Annotated in this window: 12 protein-coding genes; 10 read left to right on the top strand and 2 right to left on the bottom strand. The window is 69.9% G+C overall.

Annotated elements, in window-relative coordinates; translation table 11 throughout:
- The first annotated feature begins 105 nt into the window (after nucleotides 1-105).
- The 8 genes from M2271_RS05560 (at nucleotide 106) to M2271_RS05525 (ending at nucleotide 9,324) form a co-directional block, all read left to right on the top strand.
- On the top strand, nucleotides 106-849 hold the full coding sequence (locus tag M2271_RS05560; RefSeq protein WP_280885975.1) for a hypothetical protein: 744 nt from the start codon (nucleotides 106-108) through the stop codon (nucleotides 847-849).
- 71 nt (nucleotides 850-920) lie between these two features.
- Nucleotides 921-1,766, top strand: coding sequence for a DegV family protein (locus M2271_RS05555; protein ID WP_280885974.1), 846 nt, complete (start codon nucleotides 921-923; stop codon nucleotides 1,764-1,766).
- A gap of 203 nt (nucleotides 1,767-1,969) precedes the next feature.
- Nucleotides 1,970-3,244 (top strand): ComEA family DNA-binding protein, encoded by a 1,275-nt coding sequence (locus M2271_RS05550; protein WP_280885973.1) that lies wholly within the window; start codon nucleotides 1,970-1,972, stop codon nucleotides 3,242-3,244.
- 26 nt (nucleotides 3,245-3,270) lie between these two features.
- Nucleotides 3,271-6,087 (top strand): ComEC/Rec2 family competence protein, encoded by a 2,817-nt coding sequence (locus M2271_RS05545; protein ID WP_280886224.1) that lies wholly within the window; start codon nucleotides 3,271-3,273, stop codon nucleotides 6,085-6,087.
- Between the two features lie 245 nt (nucleotides 6,088-6,332).
- Nucleotides 6,333-7,214 (top strand): YceI family protein, encoded by an 882-nt coding sequence (locus M2271_RS05540; protein WP_280885972.1) that lies wholly within the window; start codon nucleotides 6,333-6,335, stop codon nucleotides 7,212-7,214.
- 40 nt (nucleotides 7,215-7,254) lie between these two features.
- Entirely contained in the window at nucleotides 7,255-7,500 is a 246-nt protein-coding gene (locus tag M2271_RS05535; RefSeq protein WP_280885971.1) for a hypothetical protein, read from the top strand.
- Nucleotides 7,501-7,750: 250 nt separating this feature from the next.
- Nucleotides 7,751-8,737: a DNA polymerase III subunit delta gene (holA, locus tag M2271_RS05530; RefSeq protein WP_280885970.1), complete on the top strand. Its 987-nt coding sequence runs from the start codon at nucleotides 7,751-7,753 to the stop codon at nucleotides 8,735-8,737.
- Nucleotides 8,738-8,925: 188 nt separating this feature from the next.
- Nucleotides 8,926-9,324: a nuclear transport factor 2 family protein gene (locus M2271_RS05525; RefSeq protein WP_280885969.1), complete on the top strand. Its 399-nt coding sequence runs from the start codon at nucleotides 8,926-8,928 to the stop codon at nucleotides 9,322-9,324.
- A 271-nt stretch (nucleotides 9,325-9,595) separates the two neighbouring features.
- Here M2271_RS05525 and rpsT read toward each other — a convergent pair whose 3' ends face one another.
- Nucleotides 9,596-9,862 carry a 30S ribosomal protein S20 gene (gene rpsT / locus M2271_RS05520; protein ID WP_280885968.1) on the bottom strand — a complete coding sequence of 89 codons (267 nt, stop codon included), beginning with the start codon at nucleotides 9,860-9,862 and terminating at the stop codon, nucleotides 9,596-9,598.
- 309 nt (nucleotides 9,863-10,171) lie between these two features.
- Here rpsT and lepA point away from each other — a divergent pair, with 309 nt between their 5' ends.
- Both lepA and M2271_RS05510 read left to right on the top strand, forming a co-directional pair.
- Nucleotides 10,172-12,040, top strand: coding sequence for a translation elongation factor 4 (gene lepA, locus M2271_RS05515; protein WP_280885967.1), 1,869 nt, complete (start codon nucleotides 10,172-10,174; stop codon nucleotides 12,038-12,040).
- 329 nt (nucleotides 12,041-12,369) lie between these two features.
- Nucleotides 12,370-14,244, top strand: coding sequence for an AMP-dependent synthetase/ligase (locus M2271_RS05510; RefSeq protein WP_280885966.1), 1,875 nt, complete (start codon nucleotides 12,370-12,372; stop codon nucleotides 14,242-14,244).
- A gap of 221 nt (nucleotides 14,245-14,465) precedes the next feature.
- Here M2271_RS05510 and M2271_RS05505 read toward each other — a convergent pair.
- Nucleotides 14,466-17,685: HAMP domain-containing protein (locus M2271_RS05505; protein ID WP_280885965.1), on the bottom strand; the 3,220-nt coding region annotated here is incomplete at its 5' end.

Below are 17,685 nucleotides of genomic sequence, written 5' to 3'. Positions count from 1 at the left end.
CCCCTACGGGCAGGTTCGGGGTTTTTCTGGAACTCCGGACCTGCCCGTTGCGTTTACCGTTGAAGAGCGGCGCGGAGTGTGCCGTGACGGTCCGAGGAGGAGCTGGTGGAAGCAGTGTTCGCAGTGGTCGCCCTGCTCTTCGTGCTTTTCGTGGTGCTCGGCGTCTATGCCACGGTGAAGGTGGTCGGCGCCACCAAGCGCGGAGTGGACCGCACCATCACTCAGGCCCGCCGCACGGTCGAAGACCACACCCTGCGGGCCAAGTCCTTCGCCCAGCCCGGCCCGGCAGGCGAGATCGCCCAGCTGCGTCTGAAGCTGCGCACGTCGATGCGTGCCACCCAGGACGCGCTGTACGCGGGCGTGACCGAGGACGAGTCCCTCAAGGAGTCCCTCGGCCTCTTCGAGCGGCTCTGCGCGCACGGACACGAACTGGACGCCGAACTCAGGCGCCTGGAGTCCGAGCCCGACCGGCGCACACTCACCGAGCGGCTGCCCGGGCTGCGCGAGCGCACCGAGCGCATCGTCAAGTCGGCGGACTCGCTGCGCTGGGCGGCCCGTGACCGGGCCCGCCGTTTCGCCGAGGACGACCTGGACTCGCTGAGCACACAGATCGACGTGGAGGCCGGAGCGCTGCGGCACTGGACCACGTCGGAGCCCATGGCCACGGCGACCACCCCGCCGCCCCCATGGCCGGAGGCCCCGACCGCCGACGCCACCGCATCCCGGCAGACCTGGCCGGAGACACCTCGGGCGCACACCGCCGAGCCGACGCCGCCCGCGATCACCCCGCCGAGCCCGCGCCTGACCTACCCCTGGCAGAAGAAGCCCCGCCCTGAGAGCACGACTTGATCCGGCCAGGTGTGCCCAGGTGAGAGGGGTCGGGCTGCCGCGTGGGCGCTACGCCAGGTAACCTCCAGCTCATGTCCCGCCATGTCGCGATCGTCACCGATTCAACGGCCTACCTGCCGCAATGGACGATGGAGCGCCACGGCATCACCGCGGTACCTCTGATCGTGGTCCTGGGTGACCAGGCGCTGGAAGAGGGCACCGAGATCTCGACCCGCTCCCTGGCCCAGGCGCTTCAGAAGCGACGGCCTGTCACCACCTCGCGCCCCAGCCTCCAGGTGTTCGCCGAGACCTATCGCCAGGCAGCCGAGTCCGGCGCGACCGGCATCGTCTCCCTGCATCTGTCCGCCGAACTCTCCGGTACACACGACGCGGCGGTCGTCGCGGCGCGTGAGGCGCCGGTGCCGGTGCGAGTGGTCGACACCGGGATGGTCGCGATGGCCCTCGGGTTCTGCGCGCTCGCCGCGGCAGAGGCGGCGGAGACGGGCGGCACGGTGGACGAGGCGGTCACAGCGGCGGAGAAACGGGCCGCGGGAACGTCTGCCTACTTCTACGTCGACACCCTCGACTTTCTGCGCCGTGGCGGCCGGATCGGTGCGGCGCAGGCCCTCTTCGGGTCCGCGCTCGCGGTGAAACCGCTGCTCCAGCTCCGGGGCGGCCGGATCGAGCCCCTGGAGAAGGTGCGGACGGCTTCGAAGGCCATCGCCCGCCTGGAGGAGATCGTGGCCGACCGGGCCGGCAGCGCGCAGGTGGACATCGCCGTTCACCATCTGGCCGCCCCCGACCGGGCGTCGGCGCTCGCGGACCGCTTGCGGGGACGGGTACCGGGGCTCGCGGATCTGCATGTGAGTGAGGTCGGGGCGGTGATCGGGGCGCATACGGGGCCTGGGTTGCTGGGGGTTGTGGTCTCGCCGCGGTGAGATGAACCGGCGGGTCGGGTGTCCGCAGAGCGGTTGCGGTGTGGACGGTATGGAGCGCGGTGTGGACGGTATCGCATGCGGTGTGGACATCCGGTGGGGCTCGGTCACCCGTGTGAGTGGCAGAGTTATCCACAACTAGGTGGTAATCCCCGGGAATTGACCAAGATCATCGCGGAAGTGGCGATGTGGTTGATCCTCGGCGCATGGCACTTCGATCAGGTTCACGGACGACGAACGCAACCAGTGGACCGGGACGTGGACCCGCCTCCGACGGCCGGGCCCGTACCCGTCACCGCCGACCGCCCCTGCGTGGCCGTGTGGTCCGACATCGGCACGCCTCGGCCGAGGAACTCCGCCGGAGGGCGGAGGCACTGTTCGCCCAACGCGCGGGGGAGGGGCGGGACTCGGGGAAGGGGTCGCCGGGTGAGGAGGGGCGGGTTGCCGGTGCCGGCACTGGTATCCGCACCGGTATTGATGGTGCCGGTGGTGCCGGTGGGGATGGCGGGGGCGGGGGAGCGCGGCCCGCTGGGGCTGCGGTAGGAGGTTCGACTCCCCCGGGGCGCGTGCCCGTGGGGGGTGTGGCTTCTCGAGGGCGTCTGGCTCCAGGGGGTGTGGCTTCCCGTGGCGGCATGGGCGCACAAGGCGTGGCTCCCCCTGACCGGCTGACTCCGGGAGGGTTCGCCGCCGCGGACAACGCCCTCGGCGACCCGGAAGTTGATCTGGGGGACCGGGCCGGGGCTGTTGTGGCGGGGCGCCGGCTGCGGGCCGGGTTGGCTCTGCGGGAGCGGATGCCGGTGTGGCTGCAGACGCGGTGCGGTCTGGAACGGCGTGGTGTGCTCGCGCTGACGGTGCTGCTGGTTGTGGCCGCGGCCTTCGCCGTGCAGCACTTCTGGGCCGGTCGTACCCAATCCGTCAGGGCGCCCGAGGTGGTGCGGGCGGCTCAGGCGTACGGCGAGGGAGAGCAGGGCGAGGAGTCGGCCCCCGCCGTGCCGGCCGGTGCGCCGAGTGCCGTGGGGACGGCGGCGGAGATCGTCGTGGACGTCGGCGGCAAGGTCCGCGATCCCGGAATCCACCGCCTTCCGGCGGGTTCACGGGTCGCCGACGCGTTGCGCGCGGCCGGTGGAGTGCGACCCGGGACGAACATCGACGGCCTCAACCGCGCCCGCTTCCTCGTGGACGGGGAACAGGTGATTGTCGGGGGACCCGCTCCCCCCTCGGTGCCGGCCTCGGGCGGTGGTCCGGCCGTCGGCGGCGTGGCCGGCTCCGTGGCGGGAGCGGCACCCGCGGCTCCCGTCTCCCTCAACACGGCCACCGTGGACCAGCTCGACACCCTGCCCGGCGTCGGCCCGGTCCTGGCCCAGCACATCATCGACTACCGCGCCCAGCGCGGCGGCTTCCGCTCGGTGGACGAGCTGCGTGAGGTCAACGGCATCGGCGACCGCCGCTTTGCCGACCTGCGGAATCTCGTGCGGCCATGAGTACGGGGATCAAGCGCGGCCTCCAGATGCCGCCCGAGCCCGGACCTGGGCCCCAGGAGGCTCCCGGGGTCCGCCCTGCCGTCCACGCCACCTCCGGGAAACGGCTCGGGGCCGCCCACCCACGACAGGAAGGGCCGACGGATCTACGGCTTGTACCGCCCGCGCTGGCGGCCTGGGCGACGGCCGCGCTGACACTGAACGCGTCGCCGGAGTGGGTCAGCGGCCTGGTGGCCCTGTGTCTCGTCGCGGTCGGTGTCCTTCTCGTGACCGGGCGGGTGCGTCGTCGCCCCGCACGCGCGACCGGTGCGGGGGCTCGCCTCGCGCCGGTCACCTGGGCGCGGGTCTCGATCGCCGGCGTGCTGCTCTGCGTGGCGGCAGCCGCCGTCTCCGCCGGGCTGCACGGGGCCGACCTGAGAAGAGGGCCGGTGCCCGCCTTGGCACGGCAGTACGCCACGGTCACCGCGGAGGTCGTGGTGACCTCGGATCCCCGGCTCACCCGGCCGCGGATCCGAGGAAACCACGCGGCTCCGACCTCCGTGTTGATCAACGCCGACGTGCGGCGCGTCGAGGCGGCGGATGGAAGAGCCGTGGCGACACGCACGCCGGTGTTGATGTTCGTCGACGCGGGCGCCGATGGGACCGGCCGACCTGCGGTCGACGGAGCGGCAGCGGGCTTGCGTTCGGCGTCTGAGGGGGCCATGGATGGCTTGCGCCCGGGGTCTGAGGGGGCGGTGGGTGGCTTGCGGCCCGCAGTTGACGGGGCGACGGATGACTCGCGTTCCGCGGTCCAAGGGGGGAGCTCCGGCTTGAATCCCCGGGCTGAGGGGCCGGGTCGTTCGCCGTGGCTGGGGTTGCTGCCGTCCACGCGGGTGCGGGTGACCGCGCGGCTCGCGCCCCCTTTGACGGGTGGCGACCGGGTCGCGGCCGTGTTGCGGGTTCGGGGGCGGGCGGCGCCGGAGGTGGTGGAGGAGGCGTCGGGGCCGCAGCGGTTCGCGGGTGGATTGCGGGCCGGGCTGCGGGAGGCCACGGACGGGCTGTCGGCGGATGCGCGGGCGTTGCTGCCGGGGTTGGTGGTCGGGGACACCGCGCGGATCACTCCGGAGCTGGACGAGGCGTTCAAGGAGACCGACCTCGCGCACACGCTCGCCGTCTCCGGGAGCAACCTCACGATCATCCTGGCCCTGCTCGTCGGGCCACCCGGGCTGGCCCAGCACGTCGAGCGGCGCGGGCTCGCGCCCCGCCTCGGGATGTCGCTGCGGACGACCGCGGTGCTCGGGGGAGTGCTCACGCTCGGGTTCGTCGTCGTGTGCCGGCCGGACCCGAGCGTGCTGCGGGCCGCGGCCTGCGGAGCCGTCGCGCTGCTCGCGCTCGCCACCGGGCGCCGCAGGTCGCTGATCCCGGCGCTGGCGACGGCCGTACTGCTCCTTGTGCTGTACGACCCGTGGATGGCCCGCAGCTACGGTTTCCTCCTTTCCGTGCTGGCCACCGGCGCCCTGCTCACGCTCGCGCCCCGCTGGAGCCTCGCGTTGCGCAGGCGGCGGGTGCCGCCGCGACTGGCTGAGGCGCTGGCCGCCGCGGCTGCCGCGCAGGCCCTGTGCGCGCCCGTCGTGGCCGTGCTGTCGGCACGGGTGAGCCTCGTGGCGGTGCCGTGCAACCTCCTCGTGGAGTTCGCGGTCGCGCCCGCCACGGTGCTCGGCTTCGCGGCGCTGGCGACGGCACCGGTGGCGATGCCGGTGGCCAAGGCGTCGGCCTGGTGCGCGAGCTGGCCCGTGGAGTGGATCGCGGAGATCGCACGTACCGGGGCGGCCCTGCCCGGAGGAGGAGTGGACTGGCCGGGCACCTGGGCGGGGGCGGGGCTGCTCCTCCTTGTCACGGTGGTCGTGCTGCTCGTCGGCCGACGGCTGCTGGGGCATCCCTGGCTGTGCGGGGCATGCGGGCTGCTGCTCGTGCTGGTGGTGGTGCAGCCACCGACGCTGACCAGGGTGATCACGGGCTGGCCGCCGCCGGGCTGGCGGCTGACGATGTGCGATGTGGGACAGGGCGACGCGACGGTACTCGCAGCGGGCGAGGGCACGGCGGTGGTGGTGGACGCCGGACCTGATCCGGCGCTCGTCGACCACTGTCTGCGCTCGCTCGGTATCACCAGGGTCCCGCTGGTCGTACTGACCCACTTCCACGCCGACCACGTGGCCGGGCTGCCCGGAGTGCTGCGCGGACGATCGGTGGGCGCCATCGAGACCACGGGCTACGAGGATCCCGTGGACCAGGCCGAGTTCGTACGGAGGGAGGCTGCGGCCCGGCGGATTCCGGTGACGCGGGCCGCGGCCGGAGAGCTGAGGCGCGCCGGAGCGCTCTCCTGGGAGGTGCTGTGGCCGCGCCCGGGGTCGGAACCGGAGCCGGAGGGGCCGAACGACGCCAGTGTCACCCTGCTGGTCCGGTCGGCAGGGCTGAGGTTCCTGTTACTCGGGGACCTCGAACCTCCGGCGCAGCAGGCGCTGTTGCGGTCACCGGCGGGTGTGGCGCTGGCGGGGGTGGATGTCCTCAAGGTCGCCCATCATGGATCGGCCTACCAGGACCCCGGACTCATACGCAGGGTCGCTCCGCGGCTGGCCCTCATTTCTGTGGGTGCCGACAACCCTTATGGCCACCCGGCCCCGAGTACGGTCGCGGCGCTGCGGGCCGGGGGCGCGACGGTGCTGCGGACCGATCGGGGCGGGGCGGTCGCGGTCGCCGGAGGAGGCGACGGTACGGATGGCGGAGATGGCGGCCGTACCGGTGTCGTGGAAGGCCACGGTACGGGCGGCGGTACGGGCGGTGGAGAGCTTCGGGTGGCGCGAGACTGAGGTCTTGACTTCCTCTCTCTCGGTGAACGAGGGGATTCTCGCGGCTCGCGCCGCGTTGACGTCGAGGTCGTGCGTTGCGCCGCAGTCGCACGTCCCGGTACGAGCAGGCGAAAACCAACCAGAACGGCTGATTCTGACCACACAGGCTGGTTTCCCATGATGTGAGCCCGTGTTGCCTCGAAAGACCCATCGGTGGTCGAATGCGTCTTCGGCAGCAGTGATCTCAAGTCGCAGGAGTGTCGAAGATGATCGGTCGCTGGCTGGGAAGACGTACGAACCGGGCGGAACGGGCGAGTCCTCTGGCGGCGGTGCGGACCCCGCCGACCGCCGGAGTCCTCAGCTGTCGGGTACTCGACCCGGTCAACGAGCCGGTGGCGCATGCCGAGTTCGCGGTCAGCGACAGCATGGGGCGCAAAGTGGTCAGCGGGGGGACGGATCCGTTCGGGTCGTTCGTGACGACGGTGCCGGCAGGGGAGTACCGGCTCGCGGTGTCGGCGGAGGGGTACACGCCGTACCGGGCGACCGCGATGGTCGGGGAGAACGCGCTCGCCTCGTTCGGTGATGTGACCCTCCAGGTCGCCCGACCACCGGAGCCGCCCGCGTCGGGGGACTGGGAGATCGAGCCGGCGCATTCCTCGATCGCGTTCACCGCGCGGCACATCGGGCTGGCGCGGATCCACGGTCGGTTCAACTCGTTCGCGGGGGCGCTACGGATCGGCGACCGGGTGGAGCAGTCGGCGATGCATGTGGTGATCGACGCGGCGTCCATCGACACGAACGTACGGATGCGGGACGACCATCTGCGGTCGGCGGACTTCCTGGACGTCCGGCGGTTTCCGACGCTGGAGTTCTACAGCGATCGGTTCGTGCACAAGGGCGGCAACCGGTGGGCGGTCACGGGGGCGCTGTCGTTGCACGGGGTCACGCGTACGGTCACGCTCGACACGGAGTACCTCGGACTCGGCAACGGCGTGGAGGGCGAGATGCGGGCGGCGTGCCGGGCCACGACCGAGTTGCGCCGGGACGACTTCACGGTGAGCTGGCAGACGATGCTGGCGCGGGGGATCGCGGTGGTGGGGCCGAGTATTCGGGTCGAGCTGGATGTGCAGATCGTGCCCAAGGGCTGACGTGGGGTTGGTCCGCGGCGGGGTGCCGGACAATGGCCGCGTGAGCGATGTGACACATGTGCTGGTGCTGCCCGACCGGGATGCCGCGGAGGAGGTGGCGGCGGCACTCGGGGAGCGGTTCGGGCTGGCCGAGGAGCCGCAGTTGGTGCGGGATGCGCTGGCCGGTGAGGACGATGCCGAAGACGCACAGTGGCTTGTTGTCCTGCGGGACGAGGACGGTCGGCTGGATCCCCGTGAGCTGGATGCGTTTGTGGGGGAGTGGGAGGGGTGGCGGGAGGAGCCGTAGCCCTGCCGGGGGCTGAGGGGCAGGAGCGGGGCCTGGCGATCAGGCGGCCCGTACTGGTGCTGGGTGCTGGGTGCTGGGTGCTGGGTGTGCCGGGTCCGGGGTCTGGGTTCCGGATGGTAGGTGTGCGGGGCTCGTGGCGCTGTGCGCTCACCCGCGTTTTGCGGGTGTCGCTTTCCACGGTAAGACTGCCCGTGGCTGAGCCGCTCGGTGGTCGGCTGCGTTGTCAGTGGCGCGTGCGATGCTGTGCGGGATGGCCAACAAGACTGCTCATGACGACCCTCTCGCCCCGGTGACACTCGCCGTGGGCCAGGAGGACCTGCTGCTCGACCGTGCCGTGCGGGAGGTGGTGGTGGCCGCCAGGGCCTCCGACCCGGACACGGATGTGCGGGACCTGACCTCGGACCAGTTGCAGCCCGGGACGCTCGCGGAGCTGACGAGCCCGTCGCTCTTCGCGGAGCGGAAGGTCGTCGTCGTACGCAATGCGCAGGATCTGTCGGCCGACACGATCAAGGACGTGAAGGCGTATCTGGGGGCGCCCGCCGAGGAGATCACCCTCGTGCTGCTGCACGCGGGCGGGGCCAGGGGCAAGGGGCTGCTGGATGCCGCGCGCAAGGCGGGGGCACGGGAGGTGGCGTGCCCTAAGATGACGAAGCCGGCCGATCGGCTGGCTTTTGTGCGGGGAGAGTTCAGGGCGGTCGGGCGGTCCGCGACGCCTGAGGCATGTCAGGCGCTGGTCGACTCCATCGGAAGTGAACTGCGGGAGCTGGCGTCCGCCGTGTCCCAGCTGGTCTCGGATGTCGAGGGGACGATCGACGAGGCCGTCGTCGGGCGGTACTACACCGGGCGGGCCGAGGCGTCGAGCTTCACCGTCGCCGACCGCGCGGTGGAAGGGAGGGCCGCGGAGGCGCTGGAGGCGCTGCGGTGGTCACTGGCCACTGGTGTCGCCCCCGTGCTGATCACGAGTGCGCTGGCGCAGGGCGTACGGGCGATCGGCAAGCTGTCGTCGGCGCGTGGTGGCCGGCCGGCCGATCTCGCTCGGGAACTGGGCATGCCGCCGTGGAAGATCGACCGAGTCCGGCAGCAGATGCGGGGCTGGACGCCGGACGGTGTCGCCGTCGCCCTGCGAGCCGTCGCCGAGGCGGACGCGGGAGTGAAAGGCGGCGGGGACGACCCGGAGTACGCCCTGGAGAAGGCCGTGGTGACCATCGCGAGGGCGGCCCGCTCGCGAGGACGGTAGCGGAGCGCCGCTCGCCGCTCCCCGGTCCGCCGAACCTACGGCCACTGCCACTGCCACTGCCACTGCAACAGCCACAGCCACAGCCGTCGGCTCCTGCCCCCCGTGATCCACATGGCCCTTCCCGCTCACCGGAGGAGAATCGGTCGTGTCAGCCGTACATCGCCGGACAAGGAAAGGTGGCGGTCGGCATGGCTGAGCATCCGCATGCCGCGCTCGTTCGGAAGGGTTACGAGGCGTTTCAGCGCGGGGACATGGAGACCCTGCGCGGGATGATGACCGGGGACTGCACGCACCATGTGCCCGGTTCGCACCCGTTGTCGGGGGACTTCAAGGGAGTCGACTCGATCTTCGACGGTTACTACGGCCGGCTCTACTCGGAGACGGGTGGGTCGTTCCGGGTCGCGTTGCTCAACGTGTTCGTCGACGGCCGGGGGCACGCCGTCTCCGTGCACCGGTTCACCGCGGACCGGGGCGACAAGCACATCGACGAGAACGGAGGCATCGTCTTCCGGATCGTCGGAGACAAGATGACCGACCTCGATGAGTGCGTCGAGGACATCGACACGGGCAACGCGTTCTGGTCGTGACCATCGACGCGCCGCATTCACCGCGCGCGGCATTCACCTGCACACCGCAGGGGCAAGCACGCTGAAGGCCCCGGGGCCGCCCTGGGGAAGGGCAGGCTCCGGGGCCTTCGTTGCAAGCTGTCACGCGTTCAAGGTGATGGGTCCGCGCCCGCGTGGCGAACGCAGGCCGTGCGCGGACCCGAGGGTGCCGGTCGGGAGCGGAGGAGAGAGGGCCCGCTCTGAGTCGTTCCGGCGAGTCGGATCCCGTGGGATCCGGTCAGATCAGAAGGGTTCAGCCCTTGAGAGAGACGACCTTCGAAGCAAGCGCCGACTTCTTGTTGGCGGCCTGGTTCTTGTGGATGACGCCCTTGGAGACGGCCTTGTCGAGCTGGCGCGCGGCAGCGCGCTGGTACTCGGTGGCCTTCTCGGTGTCACCCGCGGCAGCGGCCTCACGGGCCTTGCGGATCGCCGTCTTCAGGGAGGACTTGACGGCCTTGTTGCGCAGCCGGGCCTTCTCGTTGGTCTTGATCCGCTTGATCTGGGACTTGATGTTCGCCACGAATGAGCCTCTACAGGTTCTGGCACGGAACCGCACGGGCCCCGCACCGATGATTTCTTGGGTTGTGCCTCGTGCTGAGAGGGCATGAGACACAGCCCCTCACAGTACCAGCGGGCCGACGGACAGCCCAAACCGGCCGTCGGGCCGCCCCCGTATCGGGGTGCCGCGTCGGGCACGCGTCGGGCACGCGTCGGGCACCGCATTGGGGCAAACCGATCGCTGCCCCGCACCCGTGGGACGATGGAGGCTACGTATCGATCCGACCCGAGACCGCAGACACTGCGGACGCCTCAAGAATCAGGACCCTGCGTGCCCGCGATCCCCAGCCACGTGCCCGAGCCGAGCCATACCGACCCGGCACTGATCCGCAACTTCTGCATCATCGCGCACATCGACCACGGCAAGTCCACGCTCGCCGACCGGATGCTCCAGCTGACCGGTGTGGTCGAGCAGCGGCAGATGCGTGCTCAGTACCTCGACCGCATGGACATCGAGCGTGAGCGCGGAATCACGATCAAGTCGCAGGCCGTGCGTCTGCCGTGGGCTCCCACCCATGACAAGAACGACACGCACATCCTCAACATGATCGACACCCCGGGTCACGTCGACTTCACGTACGAGGTCTCGCGGTCGCTCGCCGCCTGCGAGGGGACGGTCCTCCTCGTCGACGCCGCCCAGGGCATCGAGGCCCAGACCCTCGCCAACCTCTACCTGGCGATGGAGAACGACCTCACCATCGTCCCGGTGCTGAACAAGATCGACCTGCCGGCCGCGCAGCCCGAGAAGTTCTCCGAGGAACTCGCCAACCTCATCGGCTGCCAGCCGGAGGACGTTCTCAAGGTCTCCGCCAAGACGGGCATGGGCGTCGAGGCGCTGCTGGACCGTGTCGTGCGGGACGTCCCGGCACCCGTCGGCGTCAAGGACGCCCCCGCCCGCGCGATGATCTTCGACTCGGTCTACGACTCCTACCGGGGCGTGGTCACCTACGTCCGCGTCATCGACGGCCAGCTCAACAAGCGCGAGCGCATCAAGATGATGTCGACCGGCGCCACCCACGAGCTCCTCGAGATCGGCGTCTCGTCCCCCGAGATGACACCGGCCGACGGTATCGGCGTCGGTGAGGTGGGCTACATCATCACCGGTGTGAAGGACGTCCGTCAGTCCAAGGTCGGTGACACCATCACCAGCAAGGACAAGGGCGCCACCGAGGCCCTCGGCGGGTACAAGGACCCCAAGCCGATGGTCTTCTCCGGCCTCTACCCGCTGGACGGCTCGGACTACCCCGACCTCCGCGAGGCGCTGGACAAGCTCCAGCTCAACGACGCCGCTCTGGTCTACGAGCCGGAGACCTCCGCGGCCCTCGGCTTCGGCTTCCGCGTCGGCTTCCTCGGACTGCTGCACCTCGACGTCATCCGTGAGCGCCTGGAGCGTGAGTTCAACCTCGAACTCATCGCCACCGCGCCCAACGTGGTCTACCGCGTGATCATGGAGGACGGGAAGGAGCACACGGTCACCAACCCGAGCGAGTTCCCCGAGGGCAAGATCGACAAGGTCTTCGAGCCGGTCGTCCGGGCCACGATCCTCGCTCCCAGCGAGTTCATCGGATCGATCATGGAGCTCTGCCAGACCCGCCGCGGCACCCTCCTCGGCATGGACTACCTCTCCGAGGACCGCGTCGAGATCCGCTACACGCTTCCCCTCGCCGAGATCGTCTTCGACTTCTTCGACAACCTGAAGTCCAAGACCCGCGGTTACGCCTCCCTGGACTACGAGCCCACCGGCGAGCAGGACGCCCAGCTGGTGAAGGTCGACATCCTGCTCCACGGTGACCGTGTCGACGCCTTCTCCGCCGTCACCCACAAGGACGCCGCGTACGCGTACGGCGTACGGCTCGTCGCCAAGCTGCGCGAGCTGATCCCGCGCCAGGCCTTCGAGATCCCCATCCAGGCCGCCATCGGCTCCCGGGTGATCGCCCGCGAGACCATCCGCGCCATCCGCAAGGATGTCCTCGCCAAGTGCTACGGCGGTGACATCTCCCGTAAGCGGAAGCTGCTGGAGAAGCAGAAGGAAGGCAAGAAGCGGATGAAGATGGTGGGTTCCGTGGAGGTTCCGCAGGAGGCGTTCATCGCCGTTCTGAGCAGCGAGGAGAACGCGGGATCCGGCAAGGGAAAGAAGTAGGCGTCGTTCACCGCGCAAACAGGGGCCTGCCGCGTGTCTACGCGGTGGGCCACTACGCGTGCGTAGCGTCGCTCTCTGTGGAAAGTGACAGGCCGTCGCCCCTTACGCACCGGCCGGTCGCGCTCTACCCTGATCTCTGCTCGGTGGTTACTCGCGAGTTAACAACGACTCGCGGGTGAGGACAGCCGCATAGCCCCAGCTGCCCGTACCCAGCTGGTAGTACCAAACCCGCACGCCCCAGCCGCACCCCAGCCCCAAGCCGCAAGTCCCAGCCGCAAGTCCCAGCCGTTTATGAGCCAGCCGCACAGCAGCGGGCCCCGGAGGATGTCGTGAGCGACACACAGACCCTGATCGAGAACCGTCCGCCGAGCGTGGCGACCCTCTTCCTGGAGCGCGTGGCGGCCACACCGGACGCCGAGGCATACCGCTATCCCGTGCCGCCTGCCTCCGGCCGGGGCCCGGACGACTGGAAGGGGCTGAGCTGGGCGCAGGCAGCCGAGCGGGTCTACGCCATCGCGGCCGGCCTGATCGAACTGGGTGTGCAGCCCGAGCAGCGCGTCGCCCTCGCCTCCTCGACCCGGCTCGACTGGATCCTCACGGACCTCGGCATCATGTGCGCCGGTGCCGCCACGACGACGGTCTATCCGCAGACCAACGCCGACGAGTCGGCGTTCATCCTCTCCGACTCCGAGAGCCGGGTACTGATCGCCGAGGACGCGGCCCAGCTGGCCAAGGCGGTCGAGAAGAAGGCCGAGCTGCCCGACCTCACCCATGTGGTCGTGATCGACCCGGCCGGGGTCGAGACCGCCGACTGGATCCTCACCCTCGACGAGCTGGAGAAGCGCGGCGCGGCCCGGCTGGAGAAGGACCCCGACCTGATCAAGGAGCGGGTCGGCGCGATCACCAGGGACCAGCTCGCCACCCTCATCTACACCTCCGGCACCACCGGCCGCCCCAAGGGTGTGCGTCTCCCGCACGACAACTGGTCGTACATGGCGAAGGCGACCGCCGCGACCGGGCTGATCAGCGCCGAGGACGTGCAGTACCTCTGGCTCCCGCTCGCGCACGTCTTCGGCAAGGTGCTCACGTCCGGGCAGATCGAGGTCGGGCACGTCACCGCCGTGGACGGCCGGGTCGACAAGATCATCGAGAATCTGCCGGCCGTGCAGCCGACGTACATGGCCGCCGTGCCGCGCATCTTCGAGAAGGTCTACAACGGGGTCGCCGCGAAGGCCCGTGCGGGCGGCGGCGCCAAGTACAAGATCTTCCAGTGGGCCGCGGAGGTCGCGCGCGAGTACGCCAAGACCGCGCAGGACAACTTCCGGCGCACCGGATCGATGTCCGTTCCCTTCGGGCTCGAGGCCAAGCACAAGGTCGCCGACGCGCTCGTCTACGCGAAGATCCGTGAGGCGTTCGGCGGGAACCTGCGGGCGTGCGTCTCCGGCTCGGCGGCCCTCGCGCCCGAGATCGGGTACTTCTTCGCCGGAGCGGGCATCCACGTCCTGGAGGGCTACGGGCTCACGGAGTCCTCCGCGGCCTCCTTCGTGAACCCGGGCGAGGCCTACCGCACCGGCACCGTCGGCAAGCCGCTGCCCGGCACGGAGGTGCGGATCGCCGACGACGGCGAGATCCTGCTGCGCGGGCCCGGCATCATGGAGGGCTACCACAAGCTGCCCGAGAAGACCGCCGAGGTGCTGGAGTCGGACGGCTGGTTCCACACCGGGGACATCGGCGAGCTGTCGCCCGACGGGTATCTGCGGATCACCGACCGCAAGAAGGACCTCATCAAGACGTCCGGCGGCAAGTACATCGCGCCCGCGGAGGTCGAGGGACAGTTCAAGGCGGTGTGCCCTTACGTGTCCAACATTCTGGTGCACGGAGCCGACCGGAACTTCTGCACGGCGCTGATCGCCCTGGACGAGGTGGCGATCCTGGACTGGGCGAAGGAGAACGGGCTGGAGGGGAAGTCGTACGCGGAGGTGGTCGCGGCGCCGGCGACGGTCTCGATGGTCGAGGGGTATGTGAAGGAGCTCAACTCGGGGCTCCAGCGGTGGCAGACCATCAAGAAGTTCCGGCTGCTGCCTCGGGACCTCGATGTGGAGCACGGGGAGATCACGCCGAGTCTGAAACTGAAGAGGCCGGTTGTGGAGCGGGAGTACAAGCACCTGATCGATGAGATGTACGCGGGGGTGCGGGAGGCGTAGGGCGTCAGCGGAGGCGTACCGCGCCAGCAAAGACGTGGCACGTCAACGGCGGGGCGGCAAAGACGTAGCACGTCAACGGCGGGGCTAGGCGGGGCGGCGGGAGCTGCCTGGCGGCTGCCAGTTCGTTGTGGCTGGTCGCGCACCGAGCGCCCGTGTGAGTCCCGTGTGAGTGATGAGCCCCCGTGTGAGTGACGAGCGCTCATGCGAGTGGGTGGCCTCATTCAGTGGTCCGCGGGCGGGGCCACAGCACCCTCGGCATCTGCGTGCCCCAGCGGCTCCGCCCTCGCGGGGTCCAGGAGCGCGCAGACGACGGTGAGCAACTGGTCGACGTCCACCGGCTTCGGCACGTAGTCGTTGGCGCCCCGCGCGATGGACTTCTCGCGGTCTCCCGGCATCGCCTTCGCGGTGAGCGCGACGATGGGCAGACCTGTCCAGCGGGGAGTGCGGCGGATGGCGGCGATGGTCTCGTAGCCGTCCATCTCCGGCATCATGATGTCCATCAGGACGAGTTCGACGTCCGGGTTGCGCTCCAGTGTCTCGATGCCCTCGCGGCCGTTCTCCGCGTAGAGGACCGGCATGCCGACCCGGCCCAGGACATGGGTGAGGGCGAAGACGTTGCGGATGTCGTCGTCGACGATCAGCACCTGGCGCCCGGACAGGACCCGGCCCGCGCGTCCCGCCTTCCACGCCTCCAGCTTGGTGGGCGCGGGCCAGGAGTCGTCCGCGTCGTGGGCGGTGGGGTAGGACTCGGCCGACAGATCCTCGGGCGCCGGCCAGGGCAGGCCCTCGGAGGTGGAACCCGTCGCCTCCGCGGAGGTCGAACCCGTCGCCGAGCAGCCGGGGCTGACGACCGGGACGTACAGCGTGAACGTGGACCCCTCGCCGGGTTCGCTCTCGGCGACGATACGGCCCCCCAGCAGGCCCGCGATCTCCCGGCTGATGGACAGGCCCAGTCCCGTGCCGCCGTACTTGCGGTTGGTCGTGCCGTCGGCCTGCTGGAACGCTTCGAAGATCACCGGAAGCTTCTCCGGGGCGATACCGATGCCGGTGTCCGAGACCACGAAGGCGACCACCTCGTCACTGCCCTGGACTCCCCCACTCTCGGCTTCTCCCCCACTCTCGACTTCGCTCGAGCGGGGGGACCCCCATGAGCGGGGGGACCCCCAGCGGTGCTCGGGGTCCTTCACCCGGTGCACCCGCAGTTCGACCCGGCCCGTCGCGGTGAACTTGATCGCGTTGGAGAGCAGGTTGCGCAGGATCTGCTGGAGGCGCTGCTCGTCCGAGTACATCGCGCGCGGTACGTCCTCACCGACCGCCAGCTCGAAGGCGAGCCCGCGGTCGAGGGTGAGCGGGCGAACCGTGGCGTGGACGTAGTCGAGCAGTTTGATGAGCGGAAGCCGCTTGGGGCGTACGTCCATCCGGCCGGCCTCGATCTTCGACAGGTCGAGGATGTCGTTGATCAGTTGCAGGAGGTCCGAGCCCGAGCGGTGGATCGTCGTCGCGAACTGGACCTCCTGGTCGGAGAGATGGCCGTCCGGGTTGTCGGACAGCAGCCTCGCGAGGATCAGCAGGGAGTTGAGCGGGGTGCGGAGTTCGTGCGACATGTTCGCCAGGAACTCCGACTTGTACTGGGACGACGTGGCCAGCAGGGCCGCCTTCTCCTCCAGTTCGGCGTTCGAACGCTGCAACTCCGCCTGCTGCTTCTGGAGTTCGTCCGAGCGTTCCTGGAGCTGCATGGCCAGGCGCTGGGACTCGCCGAGCAGGGACTCCGTACGGGAGTTGGCGATGATCGTGTTGATGGCGACGCCGATGGTGTTCACGAACTGGTCGAAGAACGCCAGGTGCACATCGGAGAAGCGGGAGAAGGACGCCAGCTCGATCACGCCGAGGAGCTTGTCCTCGAAGAGGATCGGGATGATGACCACGCTGGTCGGAGCCGCTTCCCCCAGCCCGCTGTTGATCTTGATGTAGTCCGGCGGGGCCTCCTTGACGAGGATCCGCTTCTTCTCGCGGGCCGCCTGGCGGACCAGGCCGTGCACGGGGAGACCGCCGGTCTCGACGGTGGTCTCCTGGGACGCGCCGTACCCGGCGATGAACGCCAGTCCCTTCGCGGGAACGGTGGTACGGAGAGAGGTGCCGTCCTCGTCCGGGTCGGCCAGGAAGAACGCGCCGTACTGGGCGTTCACCAGCGGCGTCAGCTCGCACAGGATCAGGTCGGCGACCTCCATCAGGTCCCGGTGGCCCTGCATCAGCGCCGCCAGGCGGGCCAGGTTGGACTCCAGCCAGTCCTTCGCGCGGGTGGTCTCGCGGAGGTTGGCCACCATCAGGTTGATGTTGTCCTTCAGCTCGGTGACCTCGCCCTGCGTCTCCACGGTGATGGAACGGGACATGTCGCCCTGGGTCACCGCGGAGGCCACCTCGGCGATCGCGCGGACCTGGGTGGTGAGGTTCAGTGCCAGTTCGTTCACGTTGGTCGTGAGCCGCTTCCAGGTGCCGTAGACGCCCTCGACCCGCGCCTGGCCGCCGAGCCGGCCCTCGGAGCCCACCTCGCGGGCCACGCGGGTGACCTCGGAGGAGAAGGAGGACAGGGTGTCGACCATCGTGTTGATGGTGGTCTTCAGCTCCAGGATCTCGCCGCGGGCGTCCACGTCGATCTTCTTCGACAGGTCGCCCTGCGCCACGGCGGTCGCCACCTGCGCGATGTTCCGGACCTGGGAGGTGAGGTTGTCGGCCATGGAGTTGACGTTGTCGGTCAGGTCCCGCCAGACCCCCGAGACGCCCAGCACCCGGGCGCGTCCGCCGAGCCGGCCGTCGGTGCCGACCTCGCGGGCCACGCGGGTGACCTCGTCGGCGAAGGCGCGCAGCTGCTCCACCATCGTGTTGACGGTGTCCTTCAGTTCGAGGATCTCGCCGCGCGCGTCGACCGTGATCTTCTTGGACAGATCGCCGTTGGCGACGGCGGTGGTGACCTGGGCGATGTTGCGGACCTGTGAGGTCAGGTTCACGGCCATGGAGTTGACGTTGTCGGTGAGGTCCTTCCAGACGCCCGACACGCCCCGCACCTGGGCCTGCCCGCCGAGGTTGCCCTCGGTGCCGACCTCGCGGGCGACCCTGGTGACCTCGTCGGCGAACGCGGACAGCTGGTCGACCATCGTGTTGATCGTCGACTTCAGCTCCAGGATCTCGCCCTTCGCCTCCACCGTGATCTTCTTGCCGAGGTCGCCCTGTGCCACGGCGGTGGAGACGAGGGCGATGTTGCGGACCTGTGAGGTCAGGTTGTCCGCCATGGAGTTGACGTTGTCGGTGAGGTCCTTCCAGACGCCGGAGACCCCCCGCACCTGCGCGCGCCCGCCGAGGTTGCCCTCGGTGCCGACCTCGCGGGCGACCCTGGTGACCTCGTCGGCGAACGCGGACAGCTGGTCGACCATCGTGTTGATCGTC

Source organism: Streptomyces sp. LBL (genome assembly GCF_029893585.1).
Taxonomy (GTDB): Bacteria; Actinomycetota; Actinomycetes; order Streptomycetales; family Streptomycetaceae; genus Streptomyces.
This window is presented reverse-complemented; position numbering and strand designations above follow the sequence as displayed.

What these genes read in the sequence shown, in the direction of transcription:
- M2271_RS05540 (WP_280885972.1), top strand. Translation starts at nt 6,333, where the DNA reads ATGATCGGTCGCTGGCTGGGAAGACGTACGAACCGGGCGGAACGGGCG.
- M2271_RS05555 (WP_280885974.1), top strand. Translation starts at nt 921, where the DNA reads ATGTCCCGCCATGTCGCGATCGTCACCGATTCAACGGCCTACCTGCCG.
- M2271_RS05545 (WP_280886224.1), top strand. Translation starts at nt 3,271, where the DNA reads ATGCCGCCCGAGCCCGGACCTGGGCCCCAGGAGGCTCCCGGGGTCCGC.
- holA (WP_280885970.1), top strand. Translation starts at nt 7,751, where the DNA reads ATGGCCAACAAGACTGCTCATGACGACCCTCTCGCCCCGGTGACACTC.
- M2271_RS05525 (WP_280885969.1), top strand. Translation starts at nt 8,926, where the DNA reads ATGGCTGAGCATCCGCATGCCGCGCTCGTTCGGAAGGGTTACGAGGCG.
- M2271_RS05550 (WP_280885973.1), top strand. Translation starts at nt 1,970, where the DNA reads ATGGCACTTCGATCAGGTTCACGGACGACGAACGCAACCAGTGGACCG.